The organism is Synechococcus sp. R55.8 (assembly GCF_047461895.1).
Taxonomy (GTDB): Bacteria; Cyanobacteriota; Cyanobacteriia; order Thermostichales; family Thermostichaceae; genus Thermostichus.
Window position 1 is genome coordinate 1 of sequence record NZ_JANSIB010000044.1, and the last position, 19,403, is coordinate 19,403.

At 58.7% G+C, this 19,403-nt stretch carries 20 protein-coding genes; 11 read left to right on the forward strand and 9 right to left on the reverse strand.

Going from position 1 to position 19,403, the window contains the following annotated elements; all coding sequences use genetic code 11:
• Nucleotides 1–103 precede the first annotated feature (103 nt).
• From pyrR to NW829_RS06155, 3 genes are all read left to right on the forward strand, one after another.
• Nucleotides 104–652, forward strand: a complete 549-nt coding sequence (gene pyrR, locus NW829_RS06145) for a bifunctional pyr operon transcriptional regulator/uracil phosphoribosyltransferase PyrR (protein ID WP_414358057.1) — start codon at nucleotides 104–106, stop codon at nucleotides 650–652.
• 51 nt (nucleotides 653–703) lie between these two features.
• Nucleotides 704–1,675, forward strand: a complete 972-nt coding sequence (locus NW829_RS06150; protein ID WP_414416671.1) for a putative 2-dehydropantoate 2-reductase — start codon at nucleotides 704–706, stop codon at nucleotides 1,673–1,675.
• A gap of 79 nt (nucleotides 1,676–1,754) precedes the next feature.
• Nucleotides 1,755–2,327, forward strand: a complete 573-nt coding sequence (locus tag NW829_RS06155) for a metal-binding protein (RefSeq protein WP_414341609.1) — start codon at nucleotides 1,755–1,757, stop codon at nucleotides 2,325–2,327.
• A gap of 1,164 nt (nucleotides 2,328–3,491) precedes the next feature.
• On the opposite strand, the gene NW829_RS06160 is transcribed toward NW829_RS06155, so the two are convergent.
• On the reverse strand, nucleotides 3,492–4,247 hold the full coding sequence (locus NW829_RS06160; RefSeq protein ID WP_414416672.1) for an ankyrin repeat domain-containing protein: 756 nt from the start codon (nucleotides 4,245–4,247) through the stop codon (nucleotides 3,492–3,494).
• A gap of 241 nt (nucleotides 4,248–4,488) precedes the next feature.
• Between NW829_RS06160 and NW829_RS06165 the strand changes: the two genes are divergently transcribed.
• The gene (locus NW829_RS06165; protein WP_011433991.1) at nucleotides 4,489–5,082 is read left to right on the forward strand and encodes a J domain-containing protein; all 594 of its coding nucleotides are present in this window, start codon (nucleotides 4,489–4,491) and stop codon (nucleotides 5,080–5,082) included.
• Here the strand turns inward: NW829_RS06165 and NW829_RS06170 are convergent.
• Nucleotides 5,079–6,464: a 2-succinylbenzoate--CoA ligase gene (locus NW829_RS06170; RefSeq protein WP_414416673.1), complete on the reverse strand. Its 1,386-nt coding sequence runs from the start codon at nucleotides 6,462–6,464 to the stop codon at nucleotides 5,079–5,081. The genes NW829_RS06165 and NW829_RS06170 overlap by 4 nt on opposite strands.
• 146 nt (nucleotides 6,465–6,610) lie before the next feature.
• On the opposite strand from NW829_RS06170, the gene petG reads away from it, so the two are divergent.
• The 4 genes from petG to NW829_RS06190 all read left to right on the forward strand — a co-directional run bounded on the left by petG (nucleotide 6,611) and on the right by NW829_RS06190 (nucleotide 9,755).
• Nucleotides 6,611–6,724: a cytochrome b6-f complex subunit V gene (gene petG / locus NW829_RS06175; protein WP_011433989.1), complete on the forward strand. Its 114-nt coding sequence runs from the start codon at nucleotides 6,611–6,613 to the stop codon at nucleotides 6,722–6,724.
• A gap of 63 nt (nucleotides 6,725–6,787) precedes the next feature.
• Entirely contained in the window at nucleotides 6,788–8,416 is a 1,629-nt protein-coding gene (locus NW829_RS06180) for a bifunctional pantoate--beta-alanine ligase/(d)CMP kinase (RefSeq protein WP_414416677.1), read from the forward strand.
• A gap of 144 nt (nucleotides 8,417–8,560) precedes the next feature.
• Nucleotides 8,561–8,725: a hypothetical protein gene (locus NW829_RS06185; RefSeq protein ID WP_187147237.1), complete on the forward strand. Its 165-nt coding sequence runs from the start codon at nucleotides 8,561–8,563 to the stop codon at nucleotides 8,723–8,725.
• The gene (locus NW829_RS06190; RefSeq protein ID WP_414358051.1) at nucleotides 8,718–9,755 is read left to right on the forward strand and encodes a hemolysin family protein; all 1,038 of its coding nucleotides are present in this window, start codon (nucleotides 8,718–8,720) and stop codon (nucleotides 9,753–9,755) included. The genes NW829_RS06185 and NW829_RS06190 overlap by 8 nt, the downstream gene beginning before the upstream one ends.
• Nucleotides 9,756–9,790: 35 nt before the next feature.
• Here the strand turns inward: NW829_RS06190 and NW829_RS06195 are convergent, their stop codons facing one another.
• From NW829_RS06195 to NW829_RS06205, 3 genes are read right to left on the reverse strand one after another with little or no spacing between them, the layout of a single operon-like run.
• On the reverse strand, nucleotides 9,791–10,108 hold the full coding sequence (locus NW829_RS06195) for a hypothetical protein (protein ID WP_011433986.1): 318 nt from the start codon (nucleotides 10,106–10,108) through the stop codon (nucleotides 9,791–9,793).
• 15 nt (nucleotides 10,109–10,123) lie between these two features.
• Complete coding sequence (locus NW829_RS06200) at nucleotides 10,124–10,429, reverse strand: DUF4126 family protein (protein WP_414416674.1); 306 nt, start codon at nucleotides 10,427–10,429, stop codon at nucleotides 10,124–10,126.
• A 4-nt stretch (nucleotides 10,430–10,433) separates the two neighbouring features.
• Nucleotides 10,434–12,386: an ATP-binding protein gene (locus tag NW829_RS06205; RefSeq protein WP_414380516.1), complete on the reverse strand. Its 1,953-nt coding sequence runs from the start codon at nucleotides 12,384–12,386 to the stop codon at nucleotides 10,434–10,436.
• Between the two features lie 399 nt (nucleotides 12,387–12,785).
• Between NW829_RS06205 and NW829_RS06210 the strand changes: the two genes are divergently transcribed.
• Nucleotides 12,786–13,763, forward strand: coding sequence for a deoxyhypusine synthase family protein (locus tag NW829_RS06210; protein ID WP_414416675.1), 978 nt, complete (start codon nucleotides 12,786–12,788; stop codon nucleotides 13,761–13,763).
• Nucleotides 13,764–13,773: 10 nt separating this feature from the next.
• Here NW829_RS06210 and NW829_RS06215 read toward each other — a convergent pair whose 3' ends face one another.
• From NW829_RS06215 to NW829_RS06225, 3 genes are read right to left on the reverse strand one after another with little or no spacing between them, the layout of a single operon-like run.
• The gene (locus NW829_RS06215) at nucleotides 13,774–14,340 is read right to left on the reverse strand and encodes an ankyrin repeat domain-containing protein (RefSeq protein WP_414416676.1); all 567 of its coding nucleotides are present in this window, start codon (nucleotides 14,338–14,340) and stop codon (nucleotides 13,774–13,776) included.
• Nucleotides 14,341–14,344: 4 nt separating this feature from the next.
• On the reverse strand, nucleotides 14,345–15,163 hold the full coding sequence (locus tag NW829_RS06220) for an MBL fold metallo-hydrolase (RefSeq protein ID WP_414331279.1): 819 nt from the start codon (nucleotides 15,161–15,163) through the stop codon (nucleotides 14,345–14,347).
• Nucleotides 15,160–15,813, reverse strand: coding sequence for an anthranilate synthase component II (locus NW829_RS06225; RefSeq protein WP_011433980.1), 654 nt, complete (start codon nucleotides 15,811–15,813; stop codon nucleotides 15,160–15,162). Before NW829_RS06225 ends, NW829_RS06220 begins: the two co-directional genes overlap by 4 nt.
• A 195-nt stretch (nucleotides 15,814–16,008) precedes the next feature.
• Here NW829_RS06225 and NW829_RS06230 point away from each other — a divergent pair, with 195 nt between their 5' ends.
• The gene (locus NW829_RS06230) at nucleotides 16,009–18,420 is read left to right on the forward strand and encodes a DEAD/DEAH box helicase (RefSeq protein ID WP_414406825.1); all 2,412 of its coding nucleotides are present in this window, start codon (nucleotides 16,009–16,011) and stop codon (nucleotides 18,418–18,420) included.
• A 40-nt stretch (nucleotides 18,421–18,460) separates the two neighbouring features.
• Nucleotides 18,461–18,820: a hypothetical protein gene (locus NW829_RS06235; protein ID WP_414413657.1), complete on the forward strand. Its 360-nt coding sequence runs from the start codon at nucleotides 18,461–18,463 to the stop codon at nucleotides 18,818–18,820.
• A 107-nt stretch (nucleotides 18,821–18,927) separates the two neighbouring features.
• Here NW829_RS06235 and NW829_RS06240 read toward each other — a convergent pair whose 3' ends face one another.
• Nucleotides 18,928–19,380 (reverse strand): RNA-guided endonuclease TnpB family protein, encoded by a 453-nt coding sequence (locus tag NW829_RS06240; protein ID WP_414416678.1) that lies wholly within the window; start codon nucleotides 19,378–19,380, stop codon nucleotides 18,928–18,930.
• Between the last annotated feature and the right edge of the window lie 23 nt (nucleotides 19,381–19,403).

The window sequence follows — 19,403 nt, forward strand, 5'->3', positions numbered from 1 at the left end:
GGCGCTATCCATCCCCACCCTACAGAGGGTGGGGAATTCCGCGCGTTTTGTTAAAGTCTTCTACAGACCAGATCCGCGATTGGCGAGGGGGCGACAGGGATCCATGTCCGAGATCGAGGTCTTCGATGCGGAGCAGTTGGCCGGGCTGATCGAGGGTCTGGCAGAGGCGATCGGCAGGGATCATCCCCACCTCCAAAAGTTGACGTTGATCGGCATTCGCACCCGGGGAGTTCCCCTGGCCTACCGCCTGCGGGATCGGATTGCCACTCTGCTGGGGATCCCGCCCCAAGTAGGGGAGCTGGACATCACTTTTTTCCGCGACGATTTGAGCGCCGGCGGGTTGCGCACCCCCGATCGCAGCGAAATGCCGCGTGACCTGACCGGCCAAGAAGTGGTGCTGGTGGATGATGTTATCTTTCGCGGTCGCACCGTGCGAGCAGCTTTGGAGGCCCTAAACCACTTTGGGCGACCGGAACGGGTGCGATTGGCGGTGTTGATCGACCGGGGTCACCGACAGTTTCCCATCCAGCCCGATTACTGCGGTTGTCAGCTTTCCACAGAACCGGAGCAAACGGTGAGAGTCCATCTGCGGGAAACCGATGCAGAAGAGCGGGTGCTGTTGATAGACAAAACGGCAAAGATTAAACCCTGAGCCGGCGCTGGGGTGCGGTATTTTAGGGATGACCTGCCGAAACTCACTGCCATGTCTTGGTTGCCGGAAACCCGCCGCTACGCTGTTTTGGGCACGGGCGCTTTGGGAGGATTTTATGGGGCGAAATTGCAACAGGCGGGCTTTGCGGTGCATTTTCTGCTGCACAGCGACTATGACCATGTTCGCCAAAGCGGCCTCTGGGTGCAGTCCTGCTGGGGGGATTTTCATTTGCCCCAGGTGAATGCCTACGCAGCCGTGGAGGACATGCCCGCTTGCGAAGGGGTGATCGTGGCTTTGAAAGCCACCCAAAATGCGCTTCTGCCGCACTTGATCCCGCCTGTGTTGGCCGAGAATGGCGTGGTGATCTTGTTGCAAAACGGGCTGGGGGTGGAACCCGAGATTGCCGATTGCGTTGGCCCAGAGCGGGTCATGGGGGGCCTCTGCTTCATCAGCTCCAATAAGGTTGGCCCCGGCCACATTCACCATCTGGATTACGGTTCGGTGCTGCTGGCAGAATACGGCCCTGGCTATGCCCCCCAAGGGATCACGCCCCGCCTTCAACAAGTTCAAGCCGATTTTCAACGGGCAGGGATCCCGACTTCGCTCTCACCAGATTTGATGTTGGCCCGCTGGCAGAAGTTGGTCTGGAATATTCCCTTCAACGGCCTCTCGGTGGTGTTCAATGCCGATACTCAGCAAATGATTCGAGACCCTGAGGCCCGTGCTTTGGCGGAAACGCTGATACAGGAGGTGATACAGGGAGCTGCAGCTTGTGATCGCCTGCTTCCCGACTCCCTGATCCAAGAAATGCTCACCAATACCGAGAAAATGACCCCCTACCGCACCAGCATGAAAATCGACTATGAGCGCAAACGTCCTCTGGAACTGCAGGTGATCTTCGGCAACCCACTGCAGTACGCTCGACAAGCTGGGATCCATCTGCCACGAGTTGAAATGCTCTACCGACAGTTGCAGGTGTTGGATCGCCTGAATCGAGGGATCCCTGGGGAGCAGCAGGCTTAAGTTTTTCAAGATCCGGCGGAGCGATCCCAGGGCTGGAGCAGGCTTTCTCCTTTGCTTGCGGGTAGACTGAGCCGCAGTCGTGTACTGTTGCTCTGGCTTTATGCCGCTGGGATCCACCCACGATCGCATTACCCTCTGGACGGCCCCCGGCATCACCCTAGCCGCCGGTGTGTTGGGGAACAGCACCACAGTTGCCCTGGCTGTGGGATCCGCCTATCTGTTCAGCGGCCTGATGTTTTCTGGAGATCTGGACACCTGTTCCCGACAGTATCAACGCTGGCTGTTCTTGCGCTGGATTTGGCTGCCCTACCGCAAGTGGATGCGGCATCGCTCCTTTTGGTCTCATGGGCCGATTGTGGGCACCGCCGTGCGGGTACTGTACTTGAGCCTATGGGCAGGAGGAGCTGGCCTGCTGGGGGCTTGGCTGGGATCCCGGTTGGGCTGGTGGATGTGGCAACCCTGGGTGTGGGGCAGCGATCTCTGGCAATTGCTGCAAGTTCACGCCGAGATGCTCTTTTGGATTGGGATGGGGTTGGAACTGGGATCGGTGAACCACAGCCTAAGCGACTGGATGGTCTCCCGCTGGAAACGCTGGCGCAGAAAACGCCGTCAGGTTCGATCTCCTGCCAGGCGACTCAGCTATCGTGGCTAGGGATCCATTGGGCCAAAAGCTGATTCTTGCCTGCCCCGGCATTTGAATGGCGGTGAGATTGCCTACTGTTCCGCAACGCGTAGTCATTTATCTCACCGTCAAGGTGAAACAAACGACCGGTTGCTTCCTGCTAAGGCCTCCGGCCCGCTACGCGAGCAGTTGAAATAGAGGGTATTAAGAACCACGACTGCTATCAGCCCCTCACCCCCCCTTGAACCTGTGCTGTGCCCACAACTCCGCGACCTATCCTCTCAAGAGGGCTGAAACTGCAAATCTTGGCCAATTACCCTTTAGCCCAGGTACTCTGCTTGTGGCCATTTCGATTCAAACTGGGACACTGCACCCATACCTAAAGCCTTGAATACAGGGAATCAGAAGGCTCTCCTCAGTAGCCCAAGCGTCTCACCCCAACTTGAAACGACTACTTGAAGCAGTTTTGTCAAGAACATTTCTTCTTACGTTGGCTAGGTATTGCGATTCAATCTCAATAAAGCTATGCTGTTACTCGGTTGAGTGGTGGAGTTGTATCCATCAGTCTTCCTCTCTTGTCTTGGATGCGGAAGGGATCCTGCACTGGCGGAACTGGCCATCTGCGTCAGCGGGGATCCCTTTTTCTCCTCTCCAAGGCTAAGCAAGGTTCTGTGCTAATGAGAGTCAGAGTCAGTTGATAGAGAGATTTTTTGCTTGCTCATGTCAATCTGTAGAGGTGGCAGTGTAAAGGAGCAACAGCGGCTGAGGGTTATGGCTTTGGAAGGGGGCAATCTGGCTTCGGGAACCGGAAGACAAGACCGAATACAAAGATTGCTGCTCTAGTTTCCTTTGCAAACTTGTCAGAAGCTAAGGAAAAAGACCAACCTTTTGGGACAAACTGTCTGTCCTATGTCTTGTTTTGTCGTTCAAAAATTTATGTTGGGCTCAAGAGAAACTCTAGAAAAAAGTTGAATCAGGTGGAAGAATCAGTTAGAATCTAGCTGGCGTTAACGCTAACCGCGACGAAGAGACTGGAGGGAGGAAAGCCTAACAGCCTCTCTCCTTTTTTCTGTAGAGATTACCCTCACCTTCAACCCCTGTCTTGTGAGAGAGGGGGAAGCCTGAATGTCCTATGACCCAAAGCGGCTAGAATTTCCATCAACTCTTGTTTTATTCTCTATCCCAAACCTGATACTAAAGGGTTGCCCCTCGATCTTGTAACCATTGGACAGCCAGTCTATGTTGGCGTTTCTGCGCATAGGCCAAGGGGGTATGCCCATCTTCATTGCGAGGGTTTAGTTCGGCTCCATTTTCCAGCAAAAGCTCCAGGATTTGGATATGCCCTTCCCAAGCAGCCCAGTGCATCGGTGTCGCCCCGAATCGGTTGCGCGCATTGGCATTGGCCCCGTACAAGAGCAGAAAGCGAGCGATGCCCAAATCCCCTCGGGTGGCGGCTTCATGCAGAGGGGTTCGGCCTGTTTCGTCAGTGGCATCCACCGGCACTCCCTTGGATAGTAGGCGGGCCAGAATGCTTTTTCGACCGGTGGCTGTGGCCCAGTGGAGAACACGACCGGTGTTGGCTCCCTTTTGGATGAGCAGACCGATTACTTCTACCTGATCGGTTAAAGCAGCCCGATGGAGAGGGGTATAGCCATGGTTATCTGGGAGATTGATATCACTGCCTGCCCTCAAGAGACGCTCCACCAGCTTGACCTGACCCCTGGCGGCAGCCAAATGGAGAGGGGTAGCACCTGTGGGATCTAAGGCATTGGGGGAGGCGCCATATACTAAGAGCAAGTCCAGCAGTCCCAGATGGCCAAGGAGTGTCGCTTTGTGAAGCAAGGTCATTCCCTGAGCATCGACAGCATTTACATCTTCCCCCCGCTGCAAATGGGCCAATAATTGTTTTAGATCTCGATTGGCAAGAGCTTGATGAAGCGCTTCACTCATAACAGATAGAAATAAAAAAGCCAAGTTGCAATGAAGTTGGGCAACAGGAAGGGATCCTCGATAGGCCGGAATGGAGGCTCCAAACAACTTGGGCAAAGTCTAACACTGGATCCCTGCTGCTGAGGGAAGCGGGAGAACCAAGCGCTTGGTGGGATCCCTTGGTCAAGCCGGGGCCGCAGCGATAGACTAGAGCTGGTTTTTGGCCAGGTCTTTTCCCGATCCCTTAGTTGCGCCACCGTTTATGGATTACTACGCGATCCTGAACCTATCTCCTGCAGCGGACATTGAAGAGATTAAACAGGCGTTTCGACGGTTGGCGCGGCAGTTTCACCCTGATGTGGCAGGGGAGGGATCCCGAGAGCGTTTCCAACAAATCCACCAAGCCTACCAAGTGCTGAGCGACCCTGAGCAGCGGCGGCGCTACGATGCACAACGTCAATCTGCACAACGTCAATCTCCACCCAGCTCTCCTGCTGCCGGCGAAAGGCGGGTGGTCATTCGCAGCATAGGCCCCTCATCGGCAGAGCAGCCCAATCCGGAAGGGCTCAAGGAGGGGATTGCCCGCGTCAAGGCAGCCTGGCGGGAGCGGAAGTTGCCCACGGCGGTGGCCCAGGCGGAGGCGCTGCTGAAACGGTTTCCCAACTCCAGCGAGGCCATCCACATCTTGGCGTTGGCCTACCAGCGCTTCGGCAACCATTTGATCTACGAGGGGCGCTATCAGCAGGCGGAAGCCTACTTGAGAAAAGCTTTGGCCACGGAGCCGCACAACCGAGAATTGGCCTTTGAAATCAAGCGAGATTTAGCCCGTCTGGGCATTCGGGAGGGATCCCGCTAACTTGCCTGCGTTGGGATCCCCAACGTCTGAGCTGCCCACTGCCGGAGTTGTTGGCGGTTGACTTTGCCCTGAGGGTTGCGCGGGATCCCGGTACACCACAGCCAGTGCTTGGGGTGCTTGAAGGGACTCAGTTGGCGGCTTAGGTGTTGCTTCAGGTGCATTTCCAGCTCTTTGGGGATCCCCGTTTTGGGGACGACCACCGCCACCACCTGCTGCCCCCATTCGGCATCCGGTAGGCCCAACACGCACACATCTTCCACCCAGCCGCTGGCTCGGATCTCCCCTTCCACTTCTGCAGCCATCACCTTTTCCCCGCCGGTTAGGATTAGGTCATCGGCTCGACCTAACCAATGGAGACATCCCTGGGGGTCTAGGTAGCCCAAATCGCCAGGGGCGAAGCCTTGCTGCTGCCATTCCTGCAAGCCATGTGTGGGCTGAGGGTAGTAGCCCAGCGCCAGCGACTCTGCCCAGATGTGAAGGGTGCCCACGGAGGGATCCCCTTGTTCGCTGCGGATCTGGAGCGTGGCGTGGGGCAGAGGCCGACCCAGACTGTCGCTCCCTTGCCAAAAGGCTTCTGGCAGTAACGTACACACCTGGGAGGCGGTCTCGGTCATACCGTAGGTGAGGGCAAGGGGAAGGTGAAGTTGCCGGGCCTGTTGCCGCAAGCTGGGCCAGGTGGGGCCACCACCGACCAAAATGGCCCGAAATTGGCGCAGGCTCTCCAAGACCGCTGGATGGGCGTTGAGCAACAGCCGTTGCAACTGAGTGGGCACCAGCGACAGAAAGCTCCCCGGCAGAGGGGGATCCCAAGACTCGGCCTGCTGTTGCCGTTTCCAATCCCAGACAACCCACTGCCCACCGCTCAGCCAGGAGCGGACTGCCTGCATCAAGCCGCTGACGTGGTACAAGGGCAGAACGCAATAGCTGTGTACAGGCCCAACGGCAAAGTGCTGTTGGTGGGCTTTGGCCGAGGCACTGAGGGTCAGCCAAGAGTGCAGGGCCCATTTCACTTGGCCGCCAGAGCCACCCGTGGGGATGCCGATCAGCGGCCAATGGGAGCTGGGCACAGCTTCCCGCAAATCCCGCAGGCGCAGATTCAAGGGGGCGGGATCCCCTTCCAGTCGGCCCTGGCGCCAGCACCAGCCGGATCCCATATCCGCCAAAGCCTGTCCCCATTCCCGTTCTCCCCAGTGGGGATTACCCAGGAACAGCGGGATCCCCAAGCGTTGGCAGGTCAAAACTGCCGCCCACACCTGCACCGGATCGGAGTCCGCCACCAGCAGGGGAACGGCCTTGTCTGCCAAAGGGCGCAGTTGCTCTTCCAGTTTGGACAGGCACTCCTTCAAGTCTCCGCCATCCCCGGACAAGACAATTGACCTCATGGGCTATGGGTATGCCATCTCAACGGCTTCGCGGATCCCCTGCATTTTATTAGGGGATCCCCCCTCGATTTCCTTGGCAAGGAACGGTGAGGATAGGTTTGGGCTTGGCTTATCATGATCTAGGTTTGAACTGGGAGGTCTGTGTTGTGATCGAGCCGATTTTGTTGGGGATCGTCTTGGGCATGGTGGTGGTCACCTTGGCGGGCTTATTCGTGGCAGCCTACAGGCAGTATCAACGCAGCAACAAGATCGGCCTGTAGGAGCAGCCTTTGGGGGGGTTGGAGAAAACCCATAGGGGAGAGAGAGATTGAGGTGGCATGGCGATGCACTGGCTGCGCACAGTTGCTGCTTTGCGGGAGCAGGTAGCCGATTGGCGGGGATCCACAGTTGGCTTGGTGCCCACGATGGGATCCCTGCATGAGGGCCATCTCAGCCTAATCCGCCGCTGCCGGCAAGAGTGTGACCACACGGTGGTCAGCATTTTCGTCAATCCGCTGCAATTTGGCCCCAACGAAGACTGGGATCGCTATCCCCGCGACGAAGAGGGGGACCGAGCTTTGTGCGAGGCAGCAGGTGTGGATGTGGTCTTTGCCCCTGACCCGCAAGAGATGGGAGCCGACCCCGCAACCGGAAGCGACCGCACCTGGGTCATGCCCCCCGAATCCCTTCTGCAGACCCTCTGCGCCCCCCACCGACCTGGCCACTTTCGCGGTGTAGCCACCATTGTGCTGCAACTGCTGAACCTGGTGCAGCCGCAGCGGGCCTACTTCGGCCAAAAAGACGCCCAGCAACTGGCGATCATTCAGCGTTTGGTTCGGGATCTGCAAATACCCACCACGATTGTTCCCTGCCCCACGGTGCGAGAAGCCGATGGCCTCGCCTGTAGCTCCCGCAACCGCTACCTTTCTGCTGCTGAACGACAGGTGGCTGCCGGGCTATACCGGGCCTTGCGTCGGGGATATGACCATTGGCGGGCCGGGGATCCCTCAGCAGAAGGGATCCTTGCCGCCGCCCGTGCTGAGCTGGAGCATACCCCAGAGCTGCAACTGCAATACCTGGAATTGGTGGATCCCCAAACGCTACAGCCGCTGCCGCGGGTGGAAGACAAGGGCCTGCTGGCCATTGCTGCCTATGTGGGGCAGACTCGCCTGATCGACAACCTGCTCCTTTCCCCAGAGCAAGGGGATCCCTCGCCGGAGAGAGTCCAGCATGCGGCACCGCCCTCTTCCGGCACGACCTCTCCCCCGCGTCGCCCGCTGATTGCCATCGACGGCCCGGCTGGAGCCGGAAAATCCACCGTGGCGCGGGCAGTAGCCGCCCAGCTGCAGCTTTTGTACTTGGACACGGGGGCCATGTATCGAGCCATCACCTGGCTGGCACTGCAACGGGGGATCCCTTTGGACGATGCCGAGCAACTCACCCAACTGGCCGCCCAAACCCAGCTCACCCTGCAAAGTGGCACCTCTTCGACAGAGCCGACCCGCATCTGGGCCGATGGCGAAGAAATTACCCAGGCCATTCGCTCTCCGGAAGTGACCCGCTGGGTCTCTCACGTGGCGGCAGTGCCGGGAGTACGCCAGGAGCTGGTGAAGCGGCAACGCAGCATTGGCCGGGATGGCGGTGCTGTCTTGGAGGGGCGGGATATCGGCACCCACGTCTTTCCTGATGCAGAGCTGAAGGTTTTCTTGACCGCTTCTGTTGGGGAGCGGGCGCAGCGTCGGCAACACCAACTCCAAGCCCAAGGGCAAATGGTGCCTCTCGAAGAATTGAAAGCGCAAATCGAGCAGCGGGATCGCCGCGACAGCGAACGGCTCATCTCTCCCTTGCGGCCTGCCCCCGATGCCATCTTGATCGACACAGATCACCTGAGCCAATCCGAGGTGGAAGACAAAATTGTAACGTTGTACCGGCAGCTTTTGGAGCGATCTGGCCCGGCCCGTTTAGATCAGTAGCTTTGACTCAATCAAGACTAAATCAACGGGACAAGTCAGATTTCCGCATGATTTTCAGGGAGCTGGCCGGTTTGAACAGCTTGATCCCTCTCTCATTTCTCATTGAAGATTTTCGTTGAAGATGCAGTTGATGAGGGGGCACGGATGCCGAGCTATGGGTTGAGTGATGAACTTTGGCAAAACCACCGAGGTGTTGAGGTGCCGGAGGGGATCCCGTTGATGATGGAAATAGGCCGACCCGCTTTTCTCTCGATGAGCCAATGCTACCTGTATCCCGTTCCGCCGTCGCGAACGGAGCGCTATGGTTAATGTCTTTCTCTTGGCCTTTCTGCTGCTTCTCTCAGGAGCTTGCTCTGGCGCCGAAACGGCCATCACGGCCATGGACAACCTGCGCTTGGAATCCCTAATCGAAGAGCAAGGGGATCCACAGGGCTTGTATCGACTGGCCCAACAACAGCGCTCGCGGCTGATCACCACCCTGTTGCTGGTGAACAACTTTGTCAACATCGGCATTGCCGCTTTGGCCACAACCCTCTCCATTGAACTGTTGGGAACCCAGATTGGAGCTTTGGCCGCCACCGTGCCCACCACAATTGTGGTGCTCCTCTTTGGAGAAGTAGCCCCAAAGTCTTTAGCGGTGAGCCATCCGCTAGGGGTGTTCCGCTGGGTGGTGCGGCCTGTTCATGTCCTATCGGTGCTGCTGCGCCCTTTTAGCGACGCTTTTGAGTGGGTTGTCAGCAGGCTCTTCAATCTATTGGAATTCTCCCCCCTGACGGCCACCGCTTCTCTCAAGGATTTGGAGCTGCTGATCGATGTGTTGGGGCAGCGGGGGCTGCTGGATTGGCAAAAACGGCGGCTGTTCCGTGGGGCCTTGGCTTTGGACTTGCTGCAGGCGCGGGACGTGGCCAAGCCCAGAGTTAAAATGGAGACCATCTCCCACGACAAAACGTTGCAGGATGTGGTGAAGCTCTGTTTGGAAACGGGCTACTCGCGCATCCCCGTGCAGGGAGAATCCAAGGACGAGATCGTCGGCATTATCCACCTCAAGCAAGCCTTGCGCTATCTCGATCAAAAAGGCAATGCCGAAGTGACCCAGGCGATGGCACCGCCTTTTTTTGTGCCGGACACCAAGCGGGTCAGCTTGTTGCTCAAGGAAATGCTGCGCTCTCGCCAACACCTGGGGATTGTGGTGGATGAGTTCGGCGGCACCACCGGCCTGATCACGCTGGAGGACATTTTGGAGGAGCTGGTGGGCGATATTTACGACGAGAGCGATCTCTCCCCCCTGCTGCTGCGGCGGCAGCGGCGACCAGGTGGAGCTTCTACCTCCCCTGGCTGAGAACAGGAGCAAGGGGATCATCCCCTCTCTAAGTCCTAGCTGGCTCTGGAGGGATCCGTCTCCGCGGCTGTTGGGTTTTCGTGCGCGCCGGGAGTGAGCTCCCCAAAGCCGGCCTCGACGGGATAGCGGGCCACAAAAAAGATCCAGAAGCTGTGGATCCCTAGCCCCAAAGCCCACCAGCCCAACAGGGGCACCAGCCACGGCCAATCCGCGCGGTACAGTTGCTGAAAAAACACCAGCCCAGACCCGCTACAGAGGAAAACAGACAGGTGGGCGGCATAGGTATAGCGATCATCCAGCTTGCGAAATTCGGGATCCCGACGGGAGGGCTTCCGGGGCCAGCGAGGCGGCATGGCAAAACCATCCAGTTAAAACCTTCTCCAGTGTAGAACAGCCGTCGGCGGGGATCCCTGAGACTTGGGAGCGGCATTTCTGCTGCGGAACCCCAGTTTCAACGCCCGTTTGCCCAGCCAGTACACCAGCAAACCCATCAGCAGCACTGCCAGCCAAGGGGCCAGCACCGCCACCACCGCCAGCAGCAGAGAAGTGACGTCTTCACCGGTGGCCAACAGCGGGTTGCCCAGCCCCCCTGTGTGGTGGTAAAGGTCACCAGTGTGGCACAAAAATGCGAAACTGAGGCCCAACCCCCAAAAAATGGCCGGTATGCCCTTCATATCCTCAGCGTTGATGGGAGTGCTCCCGCCAAGCGCAACTGGGGGGATCCGTCTCGGCTGGCTGAACCTCGAACTCCAGCGGTCCCTCTTCAGTGTACAGGTGCAGGTCGAACCAGAAGGTGGATCCCTGTTCTAGCTTGCTCTCCAGGCAGATGCGGGTTCGATGTTTCTCCAGGATGTTGCGCACGATGGCCAACCCCAGGCCGGTGCCCTCTAGGGTGTGGACCCGGTTCTCGACACGGAAAAAGCGGTCGAAAATCCGCTCCTGATCTTCTGGGGCAATGCCAATGCCTGTATCGGCCACCGCCACCCGCACTGCCTGCGGGGATCCATCCGCCTGAACCACCAGGTGGGCATGTACCGTCACCAGGCCCCCTGAGGGGGTGAACTTGAGGGCATTGCCCAGGAGATTGGTCATCACCTGCAGCAGCAGATCGTAGTTGCCCCAGACCAGCGGCAGATCCGGATCGACGAACTTGCGCAGCTGGATCCCTTTGTCGCGGGCCTGCAGTTGGTGGGTGCGCAAAGTCTGCTCGATCACTGCCGCGATGTCGACACCTTCAAAGTGGTACTGCTTGCCCGATTCCAGACGAGACAAATCCAAAACATCGTTGACCAGGCGAGTGAGGCGATCGGTTTCGCGGTTGGCAATTTCCAGGTAGTCCAGCCGCTCCGCCGAGGACATCTGCTCGCCGTACTCGTAGAGGGTCTCGATAAAAGACTTGATGCTGAAGAGGGGGGTGCGCAGCTCGTGGCTGATGTTGCTGATGAATTGAGCCTTGGCTTCGTTGAGCTCCACCTCGCGGGTGATGTCCTGCACCGTCATCACGATCCCCTTGAGGTTTTGCCGCCGCGGATCCGACACCGGCGAAAGCAGGATGCGGATAACACGCTTGGTGGGGCCGGTGAGGTTGACGCGAACTTCCTCTGCTTCTTGATCCCCGCGGGCAATTTGCATCAGGGGGCGGGCCAGTTGCTGCTGCAGATCCTCCGGCAACAGCTCCGGCAGGGGTTTGCCCAAAACGGGATCCCCTTCCCAGCCAAACATGCGGGAGGCGGCAGGGTTGAGCAGCAGCACCCGCAACTCGGCATCCAGCAAAATGGCAGCATCGACGATGGAGAAGACCAAGGTCTCCAACTTGGCTTTGGCGGCAGCCAGTTCCTCGATGTTTTGCTCTTCGTAGCTTTGCAGCCGCTCCGCCATCTCGTTAAAGCTGTCGATGAGCTGGGCCAGCTCGCCCCCGAAGGGCAGGTCGATGCGCTGCTTGAAGTTACCTTTGGTGATCTCCTGGACACCTTTGACCAGCTCTTTGATGGGATAGGTGATGGTGAGGGCATTGACCACCGCTCCCAGGATGGCCAAGACCCACACCGCCAAAAACACCCCAATCGAGACCTCCCGCGCCAGCTGGGTGGAGCGCACCAGGGCGGGATTGGGATTGATCCCCAGGCCGAGGGTGCCCAAAAAGCGGCCCTGATGATAGATGCCGACAAAAATATCCGTCACCCGCCCGGCAGGGGTAAGGTGGGTGCGCACCAGCGGTTGGCCCTCAGCAGGAGGACGGTTGTCCGGCAGTTGCATGCGACGGGTGAGGCTGAGGGAGGTTTTCACCTCTTGGTTGGAAAACGGGATCCCGTAGTAGATGTTTCCTTCGGGATCGGCGTAGAGCAAATAGCGGATGCTGCTGGTGCTCTCAAAGTACTGGCGGGACAGTTGGGCGACTTCGCCAATGCGATCTTCCGCAATTAGAGGGGCAACATTGGCCGCCAAAAGCAACCCCAGATCCCGGCCAAAGCGGGCCTCGTTGAAGCGGGCATCCTGCTGCACAGTGCTGACGGCCCAGAAGGTAAAACTGCTCACCACCAAGGAGACCACCAGCGTGGCCACAAAGAGCAGCTGGGTCTCCAGGCGCAGCTTTTGTTTCCAGCGCGCCCACCAGCGCTGCAGGGATCCCATCGAAGACCCGGCTGGCTTCGACTGCGAGGGATCCACAGCCCCAGGCAATGGCTCTGGAGACGGAGCAGTCGCTTCTGGAGATTGGACTTCGGCAATGGGCTCGGCTGGCTCGACAGTGCTGACAGGAGGCATGAACCCAACGTGAACAGATAGCGTGAACGGATATAGGGCGGTGATTCGCCACCATTCTGACATGGGCAGGCGATCCCTTTGTCTCAGCCAAGGCCGGGTGAGAACCGGTATGGGATCCCGGCTTCGCAACGCAACCTGCTCCAGCCGACCTGCAGGGGAATGGTTGCCAATACCGATAAAGGTATCCCCAAGCAAAGCTTGTCAGCGCCCCTAAAGTTGATAGACTAGAAAATCGTGCTTCACCAGGTCAGAGTGACCGGAAAAATCGTGACCAACAGCCCCGTCAGCCAATTTATCCAACATCATTTTCGCCACTTCAACGCCGCCGCGCTGGTGGATGCGGCCAAGGGCTACTGTGCTCACCTGGAAAAGGGCGGCAAAATGATGGTGACCCTGGCCGGCGCCATGAGCACAGCGGAGCTGGGCCTTTCCCTAGCGGAAATGATCCGGCAGAACAAGGTGCACGCCATCTCCTGCACCGGCGCCAACCTAGAAGAGGACATCTTTAACCTCATCGCCCATGAGTTCTACGAGCGGGTGCCCCACTACCGCGATCTTAGCCCGCAGCAGGAGCAGGAGCTGCTGGAGCGGCACCTGAACCGGGTAACCGATACCTGCATTCCCGAAGAGGAGGCGATGCGGCGCTTGGAAAAAGCCCTTTTGGAAGAGTGGATCGGCGCCGATCAGGCGGGCGAGCGCTATTTTCCCCATGAGTTTCTCTACCGGATTCTGCGCAGCGGCCGGCTGGAGCCCTACTACCAAATTAATCCCCGGGATTCTTGGGTTTACGCCGCTATGGAGGCCAACTTGCCCATCTATGTGCCGGGATGGGAAGACTCCACCACCGGCAACATGTATGCCGCCCACTGCATCACGGGTGAGATCCGCAATGTACACACCGTCCGCACAGGGATCGAGTACATGATCCACCTGGCGGATTGGTACCTGCGCACCTCGGCGGAATCCTCCATCGGCTTCTTTCAAATTGGCGGCGGCATTGCTGGGGATTTCCCCATTTGTGTGGTGCCCATGCTCCATCAAGATCTGGGTCGCCAGGGCGTACCCCTGTGGGGCTATTTCTGCCAGATCAGCGACTCCACCACCAGCTACGGTTCCTACTCGGGGGCAGTGCCCAATGAGAAGATCACCTGGGGCAAATTGGGGATCGACACCCCCAAATTTGTCATCGAGTCGGATGCCACCATCGTGGCGCCTTTGATCTTCGCCTGGGTGCTGGGGTGGTAGAGAAGGGGAATCAATCTGTATGCCCGTCGGTTGAGGCGGAGCGGGGCCAGCGGGACAAAAGGATCGCAGCTTCCCAGCGGCGCAGATCCTGGGCGATGCGCAGGGGCGTGAGGCCGTAGCCGTCCGGCTCGTCGATCTCGGAGCCATGTTCCAGCAGCAGCCGAACGACCTCGGGGTTGCCGGACCAAGCGGCAAAATGCAGGGGAAGGCCACCGGCGCCAAAACGAGCATTCACCTCGGCCCCTCCCTGGAGCAGGGCTTTCGTAACCTCAGGGTTGCCCAGGCGAGCGGCTTGGTGCAGTGGGCTGGCTCCCCCATAGTCCGGTCGATTGGGATCCGCCCCCGCTGCCAGCAAAAGACGGGCGTTGAGGCCGCTTTCTACGAAAAACAGGGCTGTCTTGCCCCGCTCATCGACGGCGTTGGCGTCTTTCCCCAGCCAGAGAGCCAGTTGCAGCCGCAGCGGGTTGGCTTGGGCCAAGGCTTGTGGATCTTCTGGTAGGGAGTATCCATAGAATCCCAGACCCCCCACTAGCAGGGATCCCAGTCCGACAGCGATTTTTAGGACCTGACCTCGCATAGCCCTATTCCTCAAAGAAAAGGATGGCGAGCCCCTGCCTGGGCAGAGCCTGGGCCGAGAGCAGCAACGGGTTGCTGAGGGCAGGTTGCGGGGCAGCAGCGGGGAAGAGACGCAAAAACTCCTGCAGCGGCAGCAGCTCGCATTGGGATTCCTCGGCGGCGGCCGTGCGATACATGGTGGGGATGACCAGCTTGGGCTGCAGCGCCTCAATGGCCGCCTTGGCCCCGGCAGGATCGTAATTTTTCGGCCCACCCCCCACTGGCACCAGCAACAGGTCGGGACGAGCAAGCAGGATGGACTGCTCCCGCGTAATTGGCTGCAGCGCCCCTCCCAAATGGACAATGTCGATCCCAGCCATGCGCCAGCGCCAACCCACGTTTACGCCAAAGCGAGGGCCACGGGGCATGCGTACTCCTTGCACCCGGATCCCGTCAATCAGATAGTCTCCCGGCTGAAACAGCACCTTGGGGTTGCCGGGCACCACATCCAAAGCCCCTTCATCCAACAAGCGGCTGCTGAGCAACACCAGATCGGCAGCAACTCGTGGGGCAGGATAGCCAGCCGTACAGCCCGCCGGCCGAAACGGGTTGACCAGAAACCGTCGGCCCTCCCCCTCGAACAAAACACAACTGTGGTGCAGCCAAGTCAGTTGCAGCCCCTGCGAGCTGGAGCCGGGAGTGAACTCTATAGACCCTGGGGTTGTTGGCGTTTCCGAACCTTGTGCCGGCGCTGTCTGAGCGCCCGCTTTGCGCCCTCTGGCCAGGTTCACGGCCATCGATCCCAGCAGCCCAGCGCTGGCTTGCAGAAGCTGGCGACGCTTCATGGAGTGGGGATCCCTGATGTAACAACGGCAACGGTTTCCTGAGGTTTCTGCGAAACATTGGGCTGAGCAGCAGTTGAGGCTTTGGCGCTGCGCAGGAAGTTGCTCAACAAGCGCTTGCCCTCTGCAGTCAAGATGCTCTCCGGGTGGAACTGCACGCCCTGAACGTGGGGATAGCGGCGGTGGCGTACCCCCATGATGATCCCATCGCCTGTTTGAGCCGTCACCTCCAGCTCATCAGGACACGTAGAAGGCTCGATCACCAAGCTGTGGTAGCGGGTGGCCGTGAAAGGCTGGCTCAACCCCTCAAACACCCCCACCCCTCGATGGTAAATGAGCGAGGTTTTGCCATGCATCAGCTCAGGTGCGCGCACGATCTGACCACCATAGACCTGGCCAATGCACTGGTGCCCCAGACAAACCCCCAAAATCGGCAGCTCTGGCCCCAGCTCCCGAATCAACTCCAGGGAGATCCCGGCATCTTCCGGCCGCCCTGGCCCAGGAGAGATAACTACAGCTTGCGGCTGCATTCGGCGCAGGTCGTCAACGGAGAGCTGGTCATTGCGAAAAACCTGAAGCTGAGCTCCCAACTCCCCCAGGTACTGCACCAAGTTGTAGGTAAAGCTGTCGTAGTTGTCGATGACGACCAGCACGATAGCATCCGGCAACGGCACCCCATTTTAGCACTTGCTTGAGCTGCTGTTCTTGATCCAAAGAAGCAGAGTAACTGGCGCTTTTTGCAGGGGAGCAGTCGACGCCCCAAGAAAGCTTGTATCCTAGAAGGTACAACCCACAGGAAGCAGTGAATTGGGCGGGTTTCCAGGTTTCCCAATGTTGATTTGGATCCCATGAGTGCGCTTCTCTCCCCGGCAACCGATTTGCTGGACGAGTTGCGGCAGCTTTTCCCCTTCGAGCTGGACGACTTTCAGATCCGAGCCATTCAGGTTCTGGCTGCTGGGGAATCGGTGGTGGTCTGTGCTCCCACGGGATCCGGCAAGACCCTGATCGGAGAGTATGCCATCTATCGGGCCCTATCCCAGGGCAAGCGGGTTTTCTATACAACGCCCCTGAAGGCCCTCTCCAACCAAAAGTTCCGGGATTTTGGCCAGCAATTCGGCCCAGAACAGGTTGGCCTGCTCACCGGCGACATCTCCATCAACCGGGAGGCGCCGATCTTGGTGATGACCACCGAGATCTTCCGCAACATGCTCTATGGCACGCCGCTCTCTCTGGCCGTTCAGAGAGGAGCCTCTGGCGATGGGATGGAACCTTGGGAGGAGGCGGAGGCCCTGAGTCGGGATCCCTTGCGAGAGGTGCAGGCGGTGATCCTGGACGAATGCCATTACATGAACGACCAGCAGCGGGGCACCGTCTGGGAAGAAGCAATCATCTACTGCCCCCCCACGATCCAGCTCATTGCCCTTTCTGCCACCCTGGCCAACAGCGACCAGCTCACCGATTGGATGAACCAGGTGCATGGCCCCACCCATCTGATCGACTCCAACCACCGCCCGGTGCCGCTGCAATTTCACTTTGCCAATCGCAAAGGGCTGTTCCCCCTGCTGGAGCAAACCGAGTCCGGCCAGTGGGTTTGCAATCGCCGCCTGAAAAGCAAACTCCCCAAGTCAGGTCAGTCTCCCTATGGGGGAGTGCCGGATATGGTGCAGGTGGTGGAGAACTTGCGCCAGCGGGACATGCTGCCGGCCATCTATTTCATCTTCAGTCGCAAAGGCTGTGATATGGCCGTGGCCAGCGTAAGGGATCTGGACTTGGTAGCCAGCGAGGAAGAACGGCAGCAGTTGGCTGAGCAGATCGACCGCTTTTGTCGAGAAACGCCCGAAGCTGTCCGCCGAGATCAGTTGGATGCCCTTTACCGGGGTATTGCCGCTCACCATGCCGGCATGTTGCCTGCCTGGAAGGGACTGGTGGAGCATCTGTTTCAGCAGGGGCTAGTGAAGCTGGTCTTCGCCACTGAGACTTTGGCCGCCGGGATCAACATGCCCGCCCGCACAACTGTCATCTCCTCCCTTTCTAAGCGCACCGACAACGGCCACCGCCTCTTGACCGCTTCCGAGTTCATGCAAATGTCGGGCCGAGCCGGACGGCGGGGCAAGGACATCATCGGCCATGTGGTGACGGTGCAATCCCCGTTTGAGGGGGCCCAAGAAGCTGCGCGGCTGGCCACCTCTGGAGCGGATCCCTTGGTGAGCCAGTTTACCCCCACCTATGGCATGGTGCTGAACCTGCTGCAAAAGCACTCTTTGGAAGCAGCACGGGATCTGATCAACCGCAGCTTCGGCCAGTATTTGCTCTCGTTGCAAAAGTTGCCCGAACAACAGGAGATCCTGCACACGCGCGCCGAGCTGGAGGAGATCGACCGTCTCTTGGGAGGCATTGCCGACGAAGATATCGCCCGCTATGAGAAGATGCAGGCGCAACGGCGGGAAGAACGACGCATTTTGCGCTACTTGCTCAAACAACGGGAAGCTGAGCCGGATCCCACCTTGCGGCTGTTGGCCTTTCCCCACATTCATGCCCAAGAGGAAAAAATCCGTGCCCTAGAAGCTCAAATCCGAGAGAATCCCGCTCACCAAGTGGGGAAAAAATTGCTGGGTTTGCGAGAAAAACGCCAGCGCTTGCTCAAGCGCCTCGAGCACCTGGAGCGGCAAAGCGATTCCGTGCAGGAGTTGCGCTGGCAGCAATTTATGGCCTTGGTGGGGGTGTTGCAGGATTTCAACTGTCTGCAAGAGTATCAACCTACCGATAGCGGAGAGGTGGTGGCCGCGCTGCGGGGGGATAACGAGCTCTGGCTGGCGCTGGCTCTGCTCTCGGGTGAGTGTCAGGGCTGTGCTCCCCATCATTTGGCCGGAGTTGTGGCTGCCTTGGTCTCAGAGGCTCCCCGTTCAGGTACCTACAGCCGGCTGCGCACCTCGGGGCTGGTGGAGGATGTGCTGCACGGATTGCGGGGTTTACGGCGGCAGCTGTTCCGCAGCCAACGGCAACACCAGGTGTTTCATGTGCCGATCGGGTTTGAGCCCAGCTTGGCCGGGATCGTCGAACATTGGGCGCAAGGGATCCCTTGGGAAACCCTAGAAGCCAGCACCAACCTAGATGCCGGAGACTTGGTGCGCCTGATCCGCCGCACGCTGGATTTGCTTTCTCAGATCCCTTATGTACCCCATCTGCCGGCAGAGTTACGGGAAAATGCCCGTCAAGCCCAAAAAATGCTGGATCGCTTCCCGGTGAGCGAGTTGATCTAGCGAGCTCAGACCGTTTGCTGTTCAGTGAGGTTGCAGCTCTATGATGCCCGCCGGTGAACCCACCCTCAGGGATGTGTTGAGTGTTATTGAAGAGATCCGGCAAGATGTGGAAGAGATCCGACAGGATGTGGAAGGACTCCGGCAGGATGTCTCCAGAACCAACGAGTGGCTAGAAGCCCTGGCAGCCGATCAAGCAAAGCGCTGGGCCGAGCAGGAAAGACGTTGGGCTGAGCAGGAGAGACGTTGGGCCGAGCAGGGGATAGAAAACCGGGTGATCCTAGAACGAATTGACACCTATCAAAAGGCTAGCGCCCAAGTGGTTAACCTGGCTTTTGCCTTGATTGGAGCTGCCACCGTAGCTCTTGTCGGCATCGTCCTACGGTTGGCCGTTAGTCTATAGTCAGCTGGTTCGGCAAAAACTTCGGCAGGCAGGATGGCCTTGCTTCTCTATTCGGCAACTGGTACGGCTTGTCCTTGAGTTTGGCATTCCGAATGGCCATCTGTAAACTACCCGGCCCTGACTGCTTCGCAGTACGGGGCGGGCTTTCGGTAGCCCTGCAGTTGGCAAGCCAACCACGGACCTCTAGGCTGGTTTACGACAGCCCCAAGCTTGGCAATCATGTTGGCCCCATTCCAGTCCGCATCCCCTTCCCATCCACAGTGCCCACACTTGAACTGCTTCCCACTGCGATAGGATTGCGTAGGATCGGGATGGACGTGCAAACACCGGTGGCAGGTCTGCGACGTGTAGGCAGGCGGCACCAGAATCAAAGCAACCCCTGCACGCAGAGCCTTGTATTCCAGAAACTGCCTCAGCTGGTAGAACGCCCAACTGTTGGCCCTGCGCCGTTCAGCTTTGCTGCGTGGCTGTTGATTGACCCTTTCCCGGATCCCTGTCAAGTCTTCCAGAGCAATAGCGCTGTTTGTGGCTTTTGCCCTAGAGACAATAGCTTTAGAGATGCGATGATTGACCCACGTTTTTG